The organism is Notoacmeibacter sp. MSK16QG-6 (assembly GCF_024158145.1).
Lineage (GTDB): Bacteria > Pseudomonadota > Alphaproteobacteria > Rhizobiales > Rhizobiaceae > Notoacmeibacter.
The window spans coordinates 1,412,830-1,428,742 of record NZ_JAMYXM010000001.1; the positions used below are offsets into that span (position 1 = coordinate 1,412,830).

Annotated in this window: 19 protein-coding genes and 1 tRNA gene; 12 read left to right on the plus strand and 8 right to left on the minus strand. The window is 60.0% G+C overall.

Annotation, left to right across the window (positions count from 1 at the left end):
• Positions 1-50: 50 nt before the first annotated feature.
• Genes NIM86_RS06755 through NIM86_RS06765 form a run of 3 tightly spaced genes read right to left on the minus strand, consistent with a single transcriptional unit; the run spans position 51 to position 3,143 of the window.
• A complete protein-coding gene (locus tag NIM86_RS06755) occupies positions 51-1,109 on the minus strand; it encodes an ABC transporter substrate-binding protein (protein WP_253380265.1) in 1,059 nt (352 codons plus the stop codon).
• Positions 1,106-2,476, minus strand: coding sequence for a sensor histidine kinase (locus tag NIM86_RS06760; RefSeq protein WP_253380267.1), 1,371 nt, complete (start codon positions 2,474-2,476; stop codon positions 1,106-1,108). The genes NIM86_RS06755 and NIM86_RS06760 overlap by 4 nt, the downstream gene beginning before the upstream one ends.
• Positions 2,469-3,143, minus strand: a complete 675-nt coding sequence (locus NIM86_RS06765) for a response regulator transcription factor (RefSeq protein ID WP_253380269.1) — start codon at positions 3,141-3,143, stop codon at positions 2,469-2,471. The genes NIM86_RS06760 and NIM86_RS06765 overlap by 8 nt, the downstream gene beginning before the upstream one ends.
• Before the next feature lie 156 nt (positions 3,144-3,299).
• On the opposite strand from NIM86_RS06765, the gene NIM86_RS06770 reads away from it, so the two are divergent.
• The 4 genes from NIM86_RS06770 to NIM86_RS06785 all read left to right on the plus strand — a co-directional run bounded on the left by NIM86_RS06770 (position 3,300) and on the right by NIM86_RS06785 (position 7,243).
• Positions 3,300-4,292: a tripartite tricarboxylate transporter substrate binding protein gene (locus NIM86_RS06770; protein WP_253380271.1), complete on the plus strand. Its 993-nt coding sequence runs from the start codon at positions 3,300-3,302 to the stop codon at positions 4,290-4,292.
• Between the two features lie 74 nt (positions 4,293-4,366).
• A complete protein-coding gene (locus NIM86_RS06775) occupies positions 4,367-4,798 on the plus strand; it encodes a tripartite tricarboxylate transporter TctB family protein (RefSeq protein WP_253380273.1) in 432 nt (143 codons plus the stop codon).
• Between the two features lie 10 nt (positions 4,799-4,808).
• A complete protein-coding gene (locus tag NIM86_RS06780) occupies positions 4,809-6,350 on the plus strand; it encodes a tripartite tricarboxylate transporter permease (protein WP_253380276.1) in 1,542 nt (513 codons plus the stop codon).
• A gap of 116 nt (positions 6,351-6,466) precedes the next feature.
• Positions 6,467-7,243 carry a 2-keto-4-pentenoate hydratase gene (locus NIM86_RS06785; protein ID WP_253380278.1) on the plus strand — a complete coding sequence of 259 codons (777 nt, stop codon included), beginning with the start codon at positions 6,467-6,469 and terminating at the stop codon, positions 7,241-7,243.
• 133 nt (positions 7,244-7,376) lie between these two features.
• On the opposite strand, the gene NIM86_RS06790 is transcribed toward NIM86_RS06785, so the two are convergent.
• Positions 7,377-7,451 (minus strand) — tRNA-Gly (locus tag NIM86_RS06790).
• A gap of 193 nt (positions 7,452-7,644) precedes the next feature.
• On the opposite strand from NIM86_RS06790, the gene NIM86_RS06795 reads away from it, so the two are divergent.
• From NIM86_RS06795 to NIM86_RS06815, 5 genes are all read left to right on the plus strand, one after another.
• Positions 7,645-8,178, plus strand: coding sequence for a prolyl-tRNA synthetase associated domain-containing protein (locus NIM86_RS06795; protein WP_253380280.1), 534 nt, complete (start codon positions 7,645-7,647; stop codon positions 8,176-8,178).
• A gap of 33 nt (positions 8,179-8,211) precedes the next feature.
• Positions 8,212-9,147, plus strand: coding sequence for a co-chaperone YbbN (locus tag NIM86_RS06800; protein WP_253380282.1), 936 nt, complete (start codon positions 8,212-8,214; stop codon positions 9,145-9,147).
• Positions 9,148-9,243: 96 nt separating this feature from the next.
• Positions 9,244-9,918, plus strand: coding sequence for an LON peptidase substrate-binding domain-containing protein (locus NIM86_RS06805; RefSeq protein ID WP_253380284.1), 675 nt, complete (start codon positions 9,244-9,246; stop codon positions 9,916-9,918).
• A 79-nt stretch (positions 9,919-9,997) separates the two neighbouring features.
• Positions 9,998-10,240, plus strand: a complete 243-nt coding sequence (locus tag NIM86_RS06810) for a Trm112 family protein (protein ID WP_253380761.1) — start codon at positions 9,998-10,000, stop codon at positions 10,238-10,240.
• Between the two features lie 107 nt (positions 10,241-10,347).
• Complete coding sequence (locus NIM86_RS06815; RefSeq protein ID WP_253380286.1) at positions 10,348-10,779, plus strand: metallopeptidase family protein; 432 nt, start codon at positions 10,348-10,350, stop codon at positions 10,777-10,779.
• 27 nt (positions 10,780-10,806) lie between these two features.
• On the opposite strand, the gene NIM86_RS06820 is transcribed toward NIM86_RS06815, so the two are convergent.
• From NIM86_RS06820 to NIM86_RS06830, 3 genes are all read right to left on the minus strand, one after another.
• The gene (locus NIM86_RS06820) at positions 10,807-11,550 is read right to left on the minus strand and encodes a helix-turn-helix transcriptional regulator (RefSeq protein WP_253380288.1); all 744 of its coding nucleotides are present in this window, start codon (positions 11,548-11,550) and stop codon (positions 10,807-10,809) included.
• Positions 11,551-11,624: 74 nt separating this feature from the next.
• Positions 11,625-11,831 (minus strand): DUF1737 domain-containing protein, encoded by a 207-nt coding sequence (locus tag NIM86_RS06825; protein WP_253380763.1) that lies wholly within the window; start codon positions 11,829-11,831, stop codon positions 11,625-11,627.
• On the minus strand, positions 11,831-12,739 hold the full coding sequence (locus NIM86_RS06830; RefSeq protein ID WP_253380290.1) for a CoA ester lyase: 909 nt from the start codon (positions 12,737-12,739) through the stop codon (positions 11,831-11,833). The genes NIM86_RS06825 and NIM86_RS06830 overlap by 1 nt, the downstream gene beginning before the upstream one ends.
• A gap of 130 nt (positions 12,740-12,869) precedes the next feature.
• Between NIM86_RS06830 and leuD the strand changes: the two genes are divergently transcribed.
• Positions 12,870-13,475, plus strand: a complete 606-nt coding sequence (gene leuD, locus NIM86_RS06835) for a 3-isopropylmalate dehydratase small subunit (RefSeq protein ID WP_253380292.1) — start codon at positions 12,870-12,872, stop codon at positions 13,473-13,475.
• A gap of 27 nt (positions 13,476-13,502) precedes the next feature.
• Here the strand turns inward: leuD and NIM86_RS06840 are convergent, their stop codons facing one another.
• A complete protein-coding gene (locus NIM86_RS06840; protein ID WP_253380294.1) occupies positions 13,503-14,276 on the minus strand; it encodes an SDR family NAD(P)-dependent oxidoreductase in 774 nt (257 codons plus the stop codon).
• A 132-nt stretch (positions 14,277-14,408) separates the two neighbouring features.
• On the opposite strand from NIM86_RS06840, the gene NIM86_RS06845 reads away from it, so the two are divergent.
• Positions 14,409-15,461: a hypothetical protein gene (locus tag NIM86_RS06845; protein WP_253380296.1), complete on the plus strand. Its 1,053-nt coding sequence runs from the start codon at positions 14,409-14,411 to the stop codon at positions 15,459-15,461.
• Positions 15,458-15,844 (plus strand): RidA family protein, encoded by a 387-nt coding sequence (locus NIM86_RS06850; RefSeq protein ID WP_253380298.1) that lies wholly within the window; start codon positions 15,458-15,460, stop codon positions 15,842-15,844. Before NIM86_RS06845 ends, NIM86_RS06850 begins: the two co-directional genes overlap by 4 nt.
• Positions 15,845-15,913: the final 69 nt, after the last annotated feature.

Consider the following 15,913-nt stretch of genomic DNA (forward strand, 5'->3'; position numbering starts at 1 on the left):
TACGCCGTGACGAACTGTCCGTTGATGCGACGAGATATTGTTCAATGTTTTCAGGGACTGATCGGAAAGGCCGCGCGCCACCGCTCGCGAAAGAGGCCGCGTTTGTGCCTGTCGAGCGCGATTAGAAGCGCAGGTGACAGGGCGATCGGGCGCTGTATCGTCTGGGTGTCGTCCGGCGACTCCAGAAGCGCGCCCTCATCTTCGTCCAGCCGCACAAGAAGAAGGGCCTCTTCCAGAGAGGCGCGGCCCGCCGCTGATAATAGAAATTCCAGAAAAGCCGATGCTTCCCCTGTCGCACGATTATTTTTCGGAATCATCGCGCCGCGTGACAGGATGAGCGTATAGTCCTTCGGTGCGACGACACCCAGCCGGTTTTCATTCTGCGCACGCGCCAGCGCGTAGGAGCCGAGAACGTTATAGGCGAGCAGAAACCGGCCTTCGATTACCGCATCGATGATTTCCGCAGAGCAGCAGGTTGCGACCGCACCGCTACGCCCGAAGGATTCCATCAACCCGCCAAATGTGGAGGCCTCCAGTGAATCCGCAAAGGCAAGCAGATAGCCAAGTCCGGATGTTTCGATGTCGTACGTCGCAACTCGGCCACGATACCGGCTGTCTTCGGGCCTTAGCAGGTCCAGCAGATCGAATCGTGAGCGCGGCACCTCGCCGGCCGGAACGAGCTTGCGATTATAGACGATGACGGCCGGTTCGCGTGAAATGCCCCATAGCTGATCGCGCCAGCGCAGCTGATCCGGAAGAGCGGCTGTCATGGCCGATCGGTAGGTCTTGGCACAGCCATCATTGACGAGGCGCACCATCTGGTGGACGGCGGAGCTAATGACGATTCCGGCGCCCGCCAGGTCTCTTTTGCAATCGGAGGCGGTGAGTTCGTAGAGGTCGTTCGATCCCCACTGTTCGTAATCGATCCGCAAATCGGGCCTGCCGAAAAGATAGCTTTCGACAACGGGCCCCATTACTTCAAGATCGGTCGTCGACCGGATGGTCAGTTTTTGCCGTGCTTCGTTCGGTCCAAAGGAACCCGTTAATTCCTGGGCCGCCGCACCAATGGGCAGAAGGACGATCAGAGCCAGAAATAATAGACGGATCATGAGCATTCTTTCGGCAAGACCATCGCCGCTTCGAAACCGTCATCGTCTGCGCTCATCCGGATCGATCCGTCATGAACGGTCGCGACCGCCTGAGCAATTGCAAGTCCCAGCCCGCTGCCTCCATTGGTGCGGTCTCCAGCGAAGCGGGTCGCTGGATCGGTCCTGATCGTTTCCGGTGGTCCTTCGCCGGCGTCGCGGACCCATAATTCGGCCTGCACACCGTCTCGCACGCCGATACGGACAGGCGGTTGGCCATGAGACAAGGCGTTGCCGAGCAGGTTCTTCGCCGCTTCGGCCAGCGACAGCGAATCGCCGCGCACCGTCACGGGGTCGTCAGGTAGGTCGAGCGCCACGACATTGGACGGTGCGAGAATGGCCGGTTCATTGGCTTCAAAAGCTTCGACCGCCACATTGCGCAGATCGACAAGGTCGCGTGGCGCCGTGTCGGCGCGGTGAATGATCATTGCGTGATTCAGCATTTGGTCGAGCAGATGGCTCAGCCCGACGGCCCGGTCGTGTATGCGCTTGACCATTCGAGAGCGGCGCTCGGTATCGGGTTCTTCCAAAGCGAGTTGAGCGTGTGCGCGGATCGCCGCAACGGGAGTGCGGAGTTGATGGGCTGCATCGCCGATCAAATGGCGGTTCGACTGCATTTGCCGGTCCAGACGCGCCATGAAGCCATTCAATGACGCGATGAGTGACCCGATTTCGGACGGCGCTGCGAGGTCGATAGGCGTGAGATCCGTCGGATCGCGCTTTCTGAGTGCTTCGCCGATCCGGGGCAGGGGGCGCAGAGCGGACTGCATGACAAGCCAGGCAAACAGCGCCATCGCCGCGCCGGCGGCGCCGAGAACCAGCAGCGCATTCTGGGCGATGTCACGGGCAAGTTGCTGGCGCGCACGCAGGGTTTGCCCGACAATGACCTGAACCGACCCGGAAAAGCTGCGTTCCGCGAAGCGCCGTGTCAGGCTGACATAGCGCGCCGCCTCGCCGCCGAATTCGCTGTCATAGAACGTCGTTTCACCCGATTTTCGAGGCAGTGGGGTATTTTCATAGCCAGTAAGAGTCCGGCCGTCGTCGTCGAGCACGCGATAGACAATGCGATCGTCCGGCGCGAGCGCCAGCAGTTCGAAGGCCGAAACCGGCATATCCACCAAAGCCGCACCATTTCGAATGGTGATCGATTCAGCGATGTCACTGGCTGCGCCGACCAGAAGCCGGTCATAGGCTTCGCGCGCTGCCTGACGTCCATAGGCCAACGCCGCGACCAGCACCACAACGCCGCCGACAATGAGAACGGTCGCCATTGCCAGTGCGACACGGCTCTTCAGAGAAAGGTTTTGCGGCAATCGGAAAATACTACCCATCGGCGACATCCAGCCGGTATCCCAGGCCGCGATGGGTCTCGATGGCGACGTCGGCACCGGCCAGCTTCTTGCGCAGCCTTGCAACATAGAGCTCCACCGTATTCAGACCGACATCGGCGCTGTCGAAGGAGAAAAGCCCTTCGAAGAGGCGTTCCTTCGACATGATCTGCCCGCGATGGGCCATGAGCAGGTTGAGAAGGGCCATTTCGCGCCGGGTCATCGGAACCAGAGCGCCATCGCAGCGGACGGTCTGGCCTGCCATATCCACTGTCAGCCGCCCGAGGACGATCTGGCTGTCCGCCATGCCGTGATTGCGCCGTGTCAGCACCCGAACGCGCGCTTCCAGTTCGCGCAGATCGAAGGGTTTGACCAGATAATCGTCTGCACCTTCGTCCAGCGCATCGACCCTTGCCGTTACTTCGAACCGCGCGGTCAGCATAAGGACCGGGGTCCGGTCGCCCCGCCGCCGGAGGTCACGCAGAAAATCACGGCCGTCTCCGTCCGGCAGGTTGATGTCGAGCACCAGTACGTCGAAGGTCTGAACTTCGACAAAACCCGCTGCGCGCGAAAGATCGGGCGCGATATCGCAAGCGAAGCCGGCGCGCTCCAGACTGGCGGCGACGGCTTCGGCGACATCCGCCGCATCCTCTACGATCAGAACGCGCATGCGTTTCAGCACTCCTCCCTGCCCACACTACGCCGCCTGCCGGATGCGCGAAAGTGCGGGCCGTTCCGGCATGATAGGTTGGTGACAGCTTGCCGTGATAGCTTTCGATATCCGGTTGCTGGAGACGGCTGGCCGGACTTGTTTGGAGGAGAAATCATGAGCTTTTCGATCACAGGGCGCAGCCTGCTGGCTGCCGCTGCCCTTCTATTCACGCCTATGGCCGCGACGGCCCAGGACTTCACGCCGGAAAATCCCGAATGTATCGCGCCGGCCAATCCCGGGGGCGGCTGGGATTTCACCTGCCGCCAGGTCGGTAAATCCCTGCAGGACCTCGATCTTATTCCGTCCACCATGCAGGTCGTGAACCTGTCCGGCGGTGGCGGCGGCGTTGCCTTTGCCGAGGTCGTCAATAAGCGCAATGACGATAATGATCTGATTGTCGCCGCGTCGTCTGCCACGGCGACACGTCTGGCGCAGAATGCCTTCCCCGGCAATACGATGGATCAGGTTCGCTGGCTTGGCGCGATCGGCGCCGATTACGGCGTTATCGCCGTTGCGGCGGACAGCGAAATCGAAACGCTGCCGGAGCTGATGGACAAGATCAAGGCCGATCCAACGTCCGTTTCAATCGGCGGCGGTTCGGCTGTCGGTGGATGGGACCATCTGAAAGTGCTCATCGCAGCGCAGAAGGCTGGCGTCGAGGACGTTCGGCAGGTCAAATATATCGCCTTCGCAGGTGGCGGCGAGGCCGTGACGCAATTGCTGGCGGGTTCGCTTCAGGCATTTACCGGTGACCTGTCCGAAGCCAAGGGCTTCGTCGATTCCGGCGATATCAAGGTCATCGCCGTTCTGGCGCCCGAGCGGCTGGAAGGCGAATTTGCCGAGTTCAAGACCGCCAAGGAGCAGGGCATCGACGCGATCGGCGCCAACTGGCGCGGTTTCTACGCTCCCGGCAATATGAGCGACGATGCCTACAACTATTGGGTCAATGCCATCGGCACGCTTTATGATTCCGATGAGTGGAAGGCCATCATGGAGGCCAACGGTCTGGCGCCGCTCGACCTGCAGGGCGACGAGTTCCAGTCCTTCGTGTCGGACTCCGTGCAGGAAATCACCGATCTTTCCAAAGAGATCGGCATCCTGCAGTAATTCATATGCGATAACGGATCCCCGCCTTTAGTGTCGGGGGTCCGCACCCTTCATCGTTTGATCGGGAGGATCGAATGAGTGACCGGATTTTCGGTGGAATCGGGCTGGTTCTCGCCCTCATCTATGCCTGGCAGGCCGCAATCATTCAGGAAAGCTTCCTGACCGATACTGTCGGGCCGAAAATGTTTCCCTTCATCATCGCCGCGATGATGGGACTGTCATCGATCTATTTCCTGCTCAAGCCTGACCCCGAACCCCACTGGCCGCACGCCGGTCGGCTGGCCGAAATCGGCCTCGCCGCGCTGGTGCTCGCAGCTTATGCCGAACTCCTGCCAGTGGCCGGCTTTCTCATCTCGACCGCCATCGCCGCCACCTATCTGACCTGGCGGCTTGGCTCGAAAATCATCGAGAGTCTGATTATCGGCGTCGGCACCTCGGTCGGCATTTACGTCATTTTCCGCCTGGTGCTCGGCCTTTCGCTGGCCCGCGGCCCATTCGGTTTCTAGGGGCAGATCGATGGAACTTCTTTCTTCTCTCGCGGACGGTTTCGTCGTTGCACTGACCTGGCAGAATATCGGTCTGGCGCTGCTTGGCTGCTTTCTCGGCACGATCATGGGCGCGCTGCCGGGCCTCGGCCCATCCAACGGTGTAGCCATTCTCATTCCGCTGGCCTTCACGCTCGGTCTCGGCGCGACGCCCTCGCTCATTCTGCTGACATCTGTCTATTACGGCGCGATGTATGGCGGGCGCATTTCATCGATTCTGCTGAACATTCCCGGTGACGAGCCGGCCATGATGACCTGCCTCGACGGCTATCCCATGGCCCAGCAGGGGCGGGCTGGCGAGGCCTTGGCGCTGTCCGGGGTCGCATCCTTCGTCGGCGCTTTCTTCGCCACCTGGGGTCTGGTTTTTCTGGCGCCGCAACTGGTGAAGGTGGCGCTTTTATTCGGACCCGCCGAATATTTCGCGCTGTTCGCACTGGCATTTGCAACGCTTGGCGGCATCTCATCGACCAATCAGGCGAAATCGGCCTTCGCAGCGGCCCTTGGCCTCGGTCTCGCAATGATCGGCGTCGATACGCAGACGGGTGTGCCTCGCTTCACCTTCGGCGAGGTGCATCTCTATGACGGCATAGACTTCCTGGTCGCCATTGTCGGTCTCTTCGCGTTATCGGAAGTGTTCATCTTCCTTGAGCATCGCGGCACTGACCGCGACATTTCCGACAAGCCGAAAATGGAGATCGGCAAGATTATTCCGTCCTGGGCGCTGATCCGTTCCTGCACGCCGACGATGCTGCGGACAACCGGACTCGGCTTTATCGCCGGGGTTCTGCCGGGTGCGGGCGCTTCGCTCGGCTCATTCATCTCCTACTCGATGGAAAAGCGTCTGGTGGACCGAAAAGGCACCTTCGGCAAGGGCGATCCGCGCGGCGTGGCCGCGCCGGAGGCCGGCAACAATGCCGCCGCGGGCGGCGCGCTCGTGCCGATGCTGGCGCTTGGCGTACCCGGATCGGGCACCACGGCTGTGCTGCTGGCTGTTTTGCTGGCGCTCAACATCACCCCCGGCCCACTCCTCTTCTCGCAGAACCCGGATGTCGTCTGGGGCCTGATCGCCGCGCTTTTTATCGGCAACATCATGCTACTCGCCATGAATATTCCGATGGTGGGCCTCTTTACGCGAGTCCTTCTGGTGCCGCCGCGCATTCTCATGCCCATTGTCGCAATGGTGTCCTTTGTTGGCATTTACGGCATTTCGGGTTCGAGCTTCGATCTGCTGGTCATGGTCGGATTCGGGATCATGGGATGGGTGCTGCGCAAGTTGGACGTGCCGCTCGTGCCGGTGATTCTCGGTACGTTGCTCGGTAATGAGATGGAGGTGAATTTCCGCCGGGCGGTGAATATCTCCAATGGCGACTACATGACACTGGTCGGATCGCCACTGGCGATCACGCTCTGGGCCATCGCCATTGCCGGCTTCGTTCTGCCCATTCTTGTCGGTGGCCTGATCCGCAGTCGTATGCGCATGCCGAAGGATGAAGAGGGTGCGGTCACGGACTAGCGGAAAAACCGGACGGCGAGGGGCTATGTTTCCGCTGAACCTGCGCACAAATGATAAGACCGGGGAGCGCTATGGGGAAATCGTCAGTCGTAGTGGAGCAAGTCAGTCAGGAGCTGATGTCCCTGCTCGATTCGGGGAAACAAACCCGTCCGTTTTCACAGCGCTATCAGGATTTCGGACTTACCGAAGCTTATCGTGTCGTTGAGAACGTCCGCCACTTGCGCGCCGAGAGAGGAGACAAGTCGGTCGGGCGGAAAATTGGCTTCACCAACAGAGCTATCTGGAAATCGAAAGGCATTTCGGCGCCGATCTGGAATTACGTCTTCGATTCAACCGTTATCGAAACTGGTGTCGGGGAGGCATCGATAGATGCCCGCACACTGCCGGAAGCAAAAATCGAACCGGAGGTGGTACTGCATCTGAGCAAGAGGCCGGCGCCTGGCATGAGCGTAGCGGAGGTTGCCGAATGCATTGATTGGGCAGCGCCCGGATTTGAGATCGTGTTCTCCATCTTTCCGAACTGGGATTTCGCGGCTGCGGATGCCGCAGCAGCCTATGGCGTCCATGCCGCGCTGTTTGTCGGCGAGCCTATGCCAATCGGCAAAAACTTGTCCGACCGAATAAAGGCGCTATCGACATTCACGACATGTCTTTCGTGCGATGACGGTGTGACACGGCTAGGATCGGGCGCGGACGTTTTGGGCGGACCGCTGCAGGCTCTTGTCTATCTGATTGCCGAACTCGAGAATTACGCCGGATGCCAGCCATTGCAAGCGGGAGAACTGGTTACGACCGGTACCTTGACCGAGGCCATGCCGATAAGAGTTGGCCAGAAATGGACGGCCTCTTTTGAGGGTATAGATTTTCGACCCCTACACCTGTCGGTCCGGTGATGCGTAGGATATAATTATGGTCGTAAGACGCCGTCGTCCCTGATACGATACTGCCGGAACAGGTTCGCCTGTCGCGATGACCTTGAAACGACAAAAGCCGCGGTAGTCCGCGGCTTTTCGTATGTTCGGAAAATGGAGCGGGCGATGGGATTCGAACCCACGACCCCAACCTTGGCAAGGTTGTGCTCTACCCCTGAGCTACACCCGCTCATCACATTGCGCGCCATCGCGATGGCGTGAACGCGCGCTATATCGCCGAACCGCCGAACGATTGCAACAGGAAAAATCATCAACGGCGCGTCGATCTGCCGAATACGTTGTCATACGCCGCTCCGCCTTGACCTCCGACGACGCGTGGGTGATCTCGAAGAGAACGGGCAATGAAGCGAAGGATGAGCGAAATGACCGATATCGAACCATCGGCCGAAGCGCGCCAGCGCGCCGCACCCGCTCTTGAAAGGCTGGCTGCGCTCGGTGTTGCCGCCGAGACCCATTGGCACCGGCCGCATTTCACGGTGGAGGAAAGCAGAGCCGATCGGGGCGACTCAAAAGGTCATACGAAAAATCTTTTTTTGAAGGACAAGAAGAGCCGTTACTTCCTCGTGACGGTTCGCGATGATGCCGAACTCGATTTGAAGGGGCTTCATCGCCATATCGGCGCGCAAGGGCGGCTTTCCTTTGGTTCGGCCGAGAAGATGGAGGCGCTGCTTGGTGTCACGCCCGGTTCCGTCACGGCGCTGGCCGCGTTCAACGCAAGTCCCGACGATGTGCGCTTCGTAATCGACGAAGCGCTACTGGCGGCTAATCTGGTGCATTGCCATCCCTTGACCAATGAAGCGACGACAAGCTTGCGGCCAGCCGATCTGATGAGCGTGATGAAGGCGTGCGGTCACGATCCGCTCATCTTGAATGTGGAGGATGCAAGCCCTCTATAAGGAGCGACTAGTCGAAGGCCGCGGGAGTTGATCATGAGTGCGAGCGACGGATTTTTGGACCTTTCCGGAGGCACAGCAGACGCTGATGCGGCCAGCGGCGACCTGATCGGCGATACGACAACGGCCAGCTTCGCGCAGGATGTCATCGAGCCTTCGAAACAGGTGCCGGTTCTGGTCGATTTCTGGGCGCCCTGGTGTGGACCCTGCCGCCAGCTCGGCCCGACGCTCGAAAAGGTGGTTCGCGAAGCCAAGGGCGCTCTTCGGCTGATGAAGATGAATATCGACGAACACCCCGCCATTGCCGGGCAACTCGGCGTACAGTCCATTCCTGCCGTTTTCGCGTTTGTAGGCGGGCGGCCTGTTGACGGTTTCATGGGCGCTCTGCCGGAAAGCGAGATCAAGGCTTTCGTTGCCCGGCTGCCGAAAGCGGACGGTGCGCCCACTGATCCGATAGAGCAGGCCATGGAAATGGCGCGCGAAGCTGAGACGAGCGGTGAGATCGAACAGGCCATGCAGGTCTATTCGGCCATATTGCAGCGGGCGCCGGAGCACGGCGAAGCGTTGGTGGCGCTTGCCGGACTTCTCTGGGATGCAGGCCAAAAGGATGAGGCCAGCGCCATGATCGCCGATCTGCCGGAGGACAGCGATCTGGAGGGCCTTTCCATGCTTCGCAAACGCATTGCGCTTGAAGAAGAGGTGGCAGCACTCGGCGATCCGGTATCGCTCGCTGCGCGATTGGATAAGGATCCGAACGATCATCAGGCGCGCTGCGATTTGGCCGCGATCGAAAACGCGCGAGGCAACCGCCAGGCGGCGGCGGATCACCTGCTGGACATCATCCGGCGTGACCGCGACTGGCGAGATGGCGAGGCCCGGACGCAGCTTCTGTCCTTTTTTGAGGCATGGGGACCGAAGGAGCCGGTCGTGGCGCAGGCGCGGCGCAAGCTCTCTTCCATGCTATTCGCCTGACCCTCTTATCGTTCAGCATGCTTGAGATGATAGCCATCTGCGCCAGATGCTGCTCTGGGCCGCGTTTTTGGCTCGTGGGCATGGAGCGGCGATAAGATGCAGGCCGGCAACCGGAACTATCGCAGTGCGGACGAACTGCCTGACTGCGTCCCGATCTTTCCGCTTTCGGGCGCCCTTCTGCTTCCCGGCGGGCGTATGCCGCTCAATATTTTCGAGCCGCGCTATCTGGAGATGGTCGAAGCTGCGATGTCGGGCGAACGGCTGATCGGCATGATCCAGCCGGCGCTGGATGGAAGCCGCCGCGCTGACGACGAACCCATGCTCACCCCGGTTGGCTGCCTTGGGCGGATCGTCTCCTTCACCGAAAGCGGAGATGGCCGCTACCTTATCACTCTGCACGGGGTCTGCCGATTTCGCTTGGGCAGCGAGGTGGAAAAACCGAGCCGTCCCTATCGCCGCGCGGCCTTCACTGCTTTTGCAGCCGATCTGCAGGATGACGATCGCAGCGCCGTCGACCGGCAAGCGCTGATCGGCGCTTTTCGCTCTTTCGTCGACGCCAACGATATGGAGGTGGACTGGCCGAGCGTCGAACAGGCAAGTACGCAGACCCTCGTCAATGTCCTGTCGATGATGTCGCCCTACGGGCCAGCGGAGAAGCAGGCGCTCCTGGAAGCGCCTGACCTGAAAACACGCGCGCAGACACTGATCGCCATCACCGAACTCTTGCTGGCAAAGGTGCCGGAAGGGCAGGGTGGCAACAGCCTGCAATAGGCGCGATACTTGTCGCGTCCGAATGAATGGCGATCTGAAGAGGCAGCAGATGAGAGATTCGGATCGACAGGGCGCTCGTATGCCCCCCTCGGCGGAAAAGCCGGATCGGCGTATGCTCGACATTCTGGTCTGTCCGCTAACCAAAGCGCCTCTGCGTTATGACGATAAGGCTGGCGAATTGATCTCGACGGCTGCCAAGCTGGCCTATCCGGTACGCGGCGGCGTGGCCATTCTCCTGCCGTCGGAAGCGCGGCTCCTTGCAGACGATGAGCCTGTGCCGGCTGACGAAACTGGCGCAGCGCTTCGCAATGGTCCGCCTTAGCGCCCGAGTAAGTCCGATCCGGCCGCCATCTACCAAGGACCATTGCATGGCTTTACCGTCCCGACGCCCTTTCCTCGCTCCGGCCGATTGCCTATAGGCTTGCGGCCATGGCACGTATCGATCGAACTGGAGACTGGGCAGGCAGACATTCGCCTTCGCTGGAGGAGATAGAACTTCTGGCGCAGCAGGCCTATGCCCATCTTCCGTCACGCTTTCGCGAACTGTCCGGACAGGTTCTGATTTCGGTCGCGGAGTTTCCCGAAGAAGAGATCATGGATCATCTGGCGATGGAAACGCCGTTCGACCTGCTCGGCCTTTTCGAAGGTCGGGGCATTGCGGAGCGCTGGAATCCGCAGACTGGCGAGGGCCCGAACCGTGTCACCCTCTATCGCCGCGCGATTCTGGACTATTGGTCGGAAAACGAAGAGACGTTAGGCGATATCATCACACACGTTCTGATTCACGAAATCGGCCATCATTTCGGCTTGTCGGATGACGACATGATGCGCATCGAGACGAGCGCCGATCCAGGCATGTAACGCACCGACCGGAGGTCAAGTCCGGCGTCAATCGATCAAGCCGAGGCGCAGCGATTTCGCGACAGTATGTGCTTTGTTCAGCGTTTCCAGCTTGTCAGATGCCGACGCCAGATGATGGTTTACCGTATTGGCGGTCGTACCGAGAAGCACTGCCGTTTCAGCCGATGTCTTGCCGGAGGCCGTGAGACGGATGCAGTCGAGTTCTTTTTCCGACAGACGCGGTCCTCCCAATGCGGCCTGCGTGCCCATATTGAGCTGCGTGACGCGTTCGAAAATCTGGACGCTGAGATAGGCCAGGCCGGCGCTTTCATGGGCCGGCATTTCTTCTCGCTGCCCGCCAAATCCGACCGCGCCGCGATGGCCGTTGGGCGTGACCGTCGGAAAATAGACGCCGTTGTGGTGACCAAACTTCTCGAACAACTGCCCGGCGAAGAGACTTTCGGGCAAAGCCTTCACCGTCTTCATATCGTAGACAATCGGTAGCGTCGTTCCACGCATTCGGCTGAAGATCGGGCTGCTTTTCGCCAGATTATGGGAGTCGTAGGCGCGGATCAGTTCCGGATCCCAATTGGTCAGCAGGGTCAACTCGGACAGAGTATCGTCGCCGCTTTCGGGCAGATGGAGCACGATGAAATATCGCCATCGATAAAAATCGACGATCGTCTTCATCAATTTGAGAAGACTGTACATGGTCGGTGCGGCTGCGATATCCGCACTCGTCACTTCATAGAAATCGACAACATCGTCCGTTGCAAATGTTCTGTAAGGCATCGCCGTCACATTGGCTGAAGTGGTTCGTCAGGTTGGTTTGCCGACATCGAAACCCATCCGGTCCGATATCGCAGCTATTGCTCTCCCAACTTCATGTCGGGAGAATATTCGGCGCCCTCCACCGTCTTGATCACAGCCTGGGCGACACGCATCGAGCCGGCGACCGGATCGTGCCCGTAGGCGGGATTGCCATGCAATTGCCAGCCCTTGGACAAGGCCTCGCTCACACGATGGCAGAAGCTGGAGTCATCCGGTCCGGTCAAGACGCGGTAGAGCTGCATCATAAATCCTTTCTGTCGTCTGGCGCGGTCTGGCCCGCGCGTCGGAGAAGGCGAAGCGCGGCGTCTCTGTGCAGATATTCGATCATCTGGCCGTCTACCGTGATGACGGCCTTGCCCGCATTGGCGGGATCGGCAAAGGCGTCGACAATCCGTCTGGCCCGGCGCTGGTCCTCTTCGGTGGGCGTGAACGCTTTTCGGGCTGTTTCGATCTGCGCCGGATGGATCAATGTCTTGCCGTCGAAGCCGAGGGCGGCTGCCTGACGGCATTCCGCCTCGAAGCCATCCCGATCGGCGATGTCGTTGAAGACGCCATCGAGCACCGATATGCCGCCGGCCCGCGCGGCCATAACCATCTGGGCCAGAAAGCCGGTGAGATTGACTCGTTCCGATCCGGGAGCGATGCCGCTCATCGCTACGAGATCGTTGGTGCCGGCGACGAGAGCGGAGAGCCGCGCAGCGGGCGCGCGGCCAAGCTCGGCAATGACCGACAGGTTCATCATGCCCCGTGGCGTTTCGATCATCGCCCAGATGCGAAAGGCAGCCGCATTGCTGATCGACCCCAACGCCTCGGAGAGGGCAAGAATATCTGCCGGTTCTTCCACTTTCGGCAACAGGATGGCGTCAGGGAGGCAGGCGACAGCGGCCAGCATGTCTTCCGTGCCGTGCGGCCCTGCGAGGGGGTTCATGCGTATGACGCGATAGAATGGGGCCGTTCGATGCGACCGGAAATGGTCGCGCAGCATTTCGCGCGCATCGCCCTTGCGGTCTGGCGACACGGCGTCTTCGAGGTCGTAAATGACGGCGTCGGGAGACAATTCGACAAGCTTTTTCAGGGCGCGTTCGTTCGACGCCGGGACGAACAGGGTGGCGCTCGATGGTGGAACGGGCTTGGGCGAATCAGCTTTCATGAGGATAGTTTTCCTTTCGCAATGCGAGACATGCAAGAGATGAGCGGCCATTTGGTCTTTTCGGAAGGTCCGCGCTTTGCTAAGTCCATCACCAAATGAATGGGTTCCGACCCGAGAAGGCCGATTTCAAATGGATAAATTCACCACGCTGACCGGCGTTGCCGCGCCGCTTCCCGTCGTCAATGTCGATACGGATATGATCATCCCGAAGGATTATCTGAAAACGATCAAGCGGACCGGTCTGGGTCGCGGACTTTTCGCCGAGATGCGCTTCAATGAAGACGGAACCGAGAACCCGGATTTCGTCCTGAACAAGCCCGCCTACCGAAATGCGCAGATCCTGGTCGCGGGCAACAATTTCGGCTGCGGCTCTTCTCGCGAACATGCGCCCTGGGCCTTGCTCGACTTCGGCATCCGCTGTGTCATCTCGACGGAATTTGCCGATATTTTCTACAATAATTGCTTCAAGAACGGCATTCTGCCCATCGTCGTTTCCGAAGAGGATCTGGAAAAGCTGATGGATGACGCCGAACGCGGCGCCAACGCCACGCTGACGGTCGATCTGGAAACACAGGAAGTCCGTGGACCCGATGGCGGAACGATCAATTTCGATATGGACCCGGATCGCAAGGAGCGTCTCCTGAATGGTCTCGACGATATTGGCGAGACCCTGCAGAAGGAAGCGGCGATCAGCACGTTTGAAAGCGGGCTGGCGGATCGTCGACCCTGGGCCTGAGCGCCGCGCTCGACCTAACTATCTGTCTCAGTCGAAGCGACCATCGAGCGGCGGCTGGCCATTGCTTGCCGACAGGCCGCCATCAACCGGAAGCAGGACGCCATTGACGTAGCGGGCATCGTCCGACACCAGAAAGGCGATAACGCTTGCGACCTCCTCGGGTTCGGCGGCGCGACCCATCGGAAGACGCTCGGCGAAGCGTTGCATCAGCTCGGTTTTTTCCTCCATACCCTTCGTCATGGAGGTCTTGGTAAAGGACGGACAAACGGCGTTGACCCGCATTCCGCGGCTCGCCAAATCCAGCGCCAATGCGCGTGTGTAGTTGGTCACAGCGCCTTTGCTGGCGTTATAGGGGCTCATGCCCCAGTCACCGCCTATTCCGGAAACCGAACTCGTGTTCACGATGCAACCTCCCGTTTTCTCAAGATGGGGTATTGCGGCGCGGCAGGCGTAGAATATGCTGTCGACGTTGACTGACATGACTTTGCGCCAATCGTCGGTCGCCGTCTCTTCCGGTGCGCCACCCAAACCCATTCCTGCATTGTTGACGAGGACGTCGATCTGGCCAAAGCACTCGATCGCCCGGCCGATCAAGGCTTCGACCTGATCTTCTTTGGATACATCCGTCTGGACCGCGATAGCCCGGTCGCTGCCGATCCGATTCACCAGATCAGTCATCTCGGAACGGGCGGCCAGGACGAGATTGGCGCCCTCCCGCCCAAATCGCAAAGCGGTGGCCTCGCCGATACCGGATGAGGCCCCGGTCACGATGACAGTCTTGTTTTCGAATCGTTTTTGCATTGTCCCACCTGTAAAGTCCGAGGCAGGCCAACGAGTGGTCCACAGAACAGTTCCAAGCTGGGTATCACGCTATTGGCGACGCAGGGCTTTTGCCGCTAAGGGTAGAATGACCAATTGCTTGTGGAGGCAAGGATGCCACGGCGTCTGGCGCAAATCGCACTGATGGCTGCGATAGCTTCGATTGCTGCTCCAGCCGCGGCGCAAAAGGATGCTGACGTATCGAAAGAGGCGGACAGCGATGCGGCGCAAAAGAAGACAAAGCCCGCGAGCCTGGATTTGCCGGGCGAGCCGGTCAGCGCTGTTCCTTTCGCGAACGGGACGCTTTCTGTCCGGTCGATCGACGGGGAAAAGGCCGTATTCTTCAATGAAGGCGAGATCGCGCGCGATCTGTCAGCCCAGCTTCTTCGCCAGTTCAATGTGGGCGGCGCGCCGATAGCGATCTATGCGATGGGTGCAAATGCCGATTCGGCGGCACCCTGCAACGGATTTTTCGTGATCGTCTGGCAAGATCCGAGCGGTACTGTCCGCGGCGGCACACCGCCATTCATCTGCGGTACGGACGAGCCGGCGGTCACCAGCAACGCCCTTTATTTCTTTTCCGATCGGATCGCGCCAGGCCAGGTCAACCCCATGGTGCGCTGGACGGCAGAAGGCGGTTTTGCGATCGCCGCCGATCTTGCCTTCGCGCCGGTCCCCGGCTCCGGCTGGGACCAGTTGCCGGACCGCGGTCTCTCGGTTCGCCAGCTTATGGAGAACGCCGCTGTTTACGGACAGGCGACGGCAGCGCTCGGCGATCAGCTTTTCGGTGTCATCCAGGCTCTGGAAAATGGGAGAAAGGTCGCCAATCCTGAGCATGGCGTCCACGTGGCGCAGGGTTGCGCTCCGAACCAGTGCGATCAGATTCAGGCTCTTGGCGTGATCGATGGTGTGCATCAAGGCACCTTTTTTGCGGCGCGCGTGAACGGCGAAATCGCACGGATCTGGCCGGAGCTGGAGCAATGGCCGCCCCGCGCCAAAGAGTTGTTCGTGCAATTCAAGGCCGGCGAAGACGTGGTCGCCGCCATTCCGCCCCTTGAAGACCGTGACGACAAACCCGAAAATCCCACGGATACGCTTCAAAAGTCCGAGAACAGCACTCCTCCGACCGAAGAGAGGGCTGGCGCTGAGGGAAATCCAAAACGATGACCGAACGACGGTTGATTTCCAGCGGATCGCCGTTTGAACAAACGGCAGGCTACAGTCGCGCTGTCGTAGCAGGCGAGATGGCCTTTGTCGCAGGCACCACCGGCTACGATTACGCCACAATGGCGATGCCGGGCGATGTCGGCGCTCAGGCAGCGAACGCGCTCGCCACGATCGAAGGAGCGCTGATAGAAGCAGGTTTTGCGATGGCCGATGTGGTGCGGGCGACCTACTACGTCACGGATATGGGCGATGTCGATGCGGTGTTTGCCGAAACGGGCCGGGTCTTCGCAACGATCCGTCCAGCAGCGACGATTGTGGAGGTCTCGCGGTTCTTGAAATCAGAGATGAAAGTCGAGATCGAGGTCACGGCCAAAAAGCGCTGACCGCCTGCCTCTCCCTTGCAGCCGATCCTTACCCGCGTTAGAGCCTGACACGCTTCAAAGGCATCTTTC

Bases quoted from the DNA above. Each gene is read 5' to 3' on its own strand.
- NIM86_RS06755 (WP_253380265.1), bottom strand. From the start codon at position 1,109: ATGATCCGTCTATTATTTCTGGCTCTGATCGTCCTTCTGCCCATTGGT.
- NIM86_RS06760 (WP_253380267.1), bottom strand. From the start codon at position 2,476: ATGGGTAGTATTTTCCGATTGCCGCAAAACCTTTCTCTGAAGAGCCGT.
- NIM86_RS06765 (WP_253380269.1), bottom strand. From the start codon at position 3,143: ATGCGCGTTCTGATCGTAGAGGATGCGGCGGATGTCGCCGAAGCCGTC.
- NIM86_RS06770 (WP_253380271.1), top strand. From the start codon at position 3,300: ATGAGCTTTTCGATCACAGGGCGCAGCCTGCTGGCTGCCGCTGCCCTT.
- NIM86_RS06775 (WP_253380273.1), top strand. From the start codon at position 4,367: ATGAGTGACCGGATTTTCGGTGGAATCGGGCTGGTTCTCGCCCTCATC.
- NIM86_RS06780 (WP_253380276.1), top strand. From the start codon at position 4,809: ATGGAACTTCTTTCTTCTCTCGCGGACGGTTTCGTCGTTGCACTGACC.
- NIM86_RS06785 (WP_253380278.1), top strand. From the start codon at position 6,467: ATGTCCCTGCTCGATTCGGGGAAACAAACCCGTCCGTTTTCACAGCGC.
- NIM86_RS06795 (WP_253380280.1), top strand. From the start codon at position 7,645: ATGACCGATATCGAACCATCGGCCGAAGCGCGCCAGCGCGCCGCACCC.
- NIM86_RS06800 (WP_253380282.1), top strand. From the start codon at position 8,212: ATGAGTGCGAGCGACGGATTTTTGGACCTTTCCGGAGGCACAGCAGAC.
- NIM86_RS06805 (WP_253380284.1), top strand. From the start codon at position 9,244: ATGCAGGCCGGCAACCGGAACTATCGCAGTGCGGACGAACTGCCTGAC.
- NIM86_RS06810 (WP_253380761.1), top strand. From the start codon at position 9,998: ATGCCCCCCTCGGCGGAAAAGCCGGATCGGCGTATGCTCGACATTCTG.
- NIM86_RS06815 (WP_253380286.1), top strand. From the start codon at position 10,348: ATGGCACGTATCGATCGAACTGGAGACTGGGCAGGCAGACATTCGCCT.
- NIM86_RS06820 (WP_253380288.1), bottom strand. From the start codon at position 11,550: ATGCCTTACAGAACATTTGCAACGGACGATGTTGTCGATTTCTATGAA.
- NIM86_RS06825 (WP_253380763.1), bottom strand. From the start codon at position 11,831: ATGCAGCTCTACCGCGTCTTGACCGGACCGGATGACTCCAGCTTCTGC.
- NIM86_RS06830 (WP_253380290.1), bottom strand. From the start codon at position 12,739: ATGAAAGCTGATTCGCCCAAGCCCGTTCCACCATCGAGCGCCACCCTG.
- leuD (WP_253380292.1), top strand. From the start codon at position 12,870: ATGGATAAATTCACCACGCTGACCGGCGTTGCCGCGCCGCTTCCCGTC.
- NIM86_RS06840 (WP_253380294.1), bottom strand. From the start codon at position 14,276: ATGCAAAAACGATTCGAAAACAAGACTGTCATCGTGACCGGGGCCTCA.
- NIM86_RS06845 (WP_253380296.1), top strand. From the start codon at position 14,409: ATGCCACGGCGTCTGGCGCAAATCGCACTGATGGCTGCGATAGCTTCG.
- NIM86_RS06850 (WP_253380298.1), top strand. From the start codon at position 15,458: ATGACCGAACGACGGTTGATTTCCAGCGGATCGCCGTTTGAACAAACG.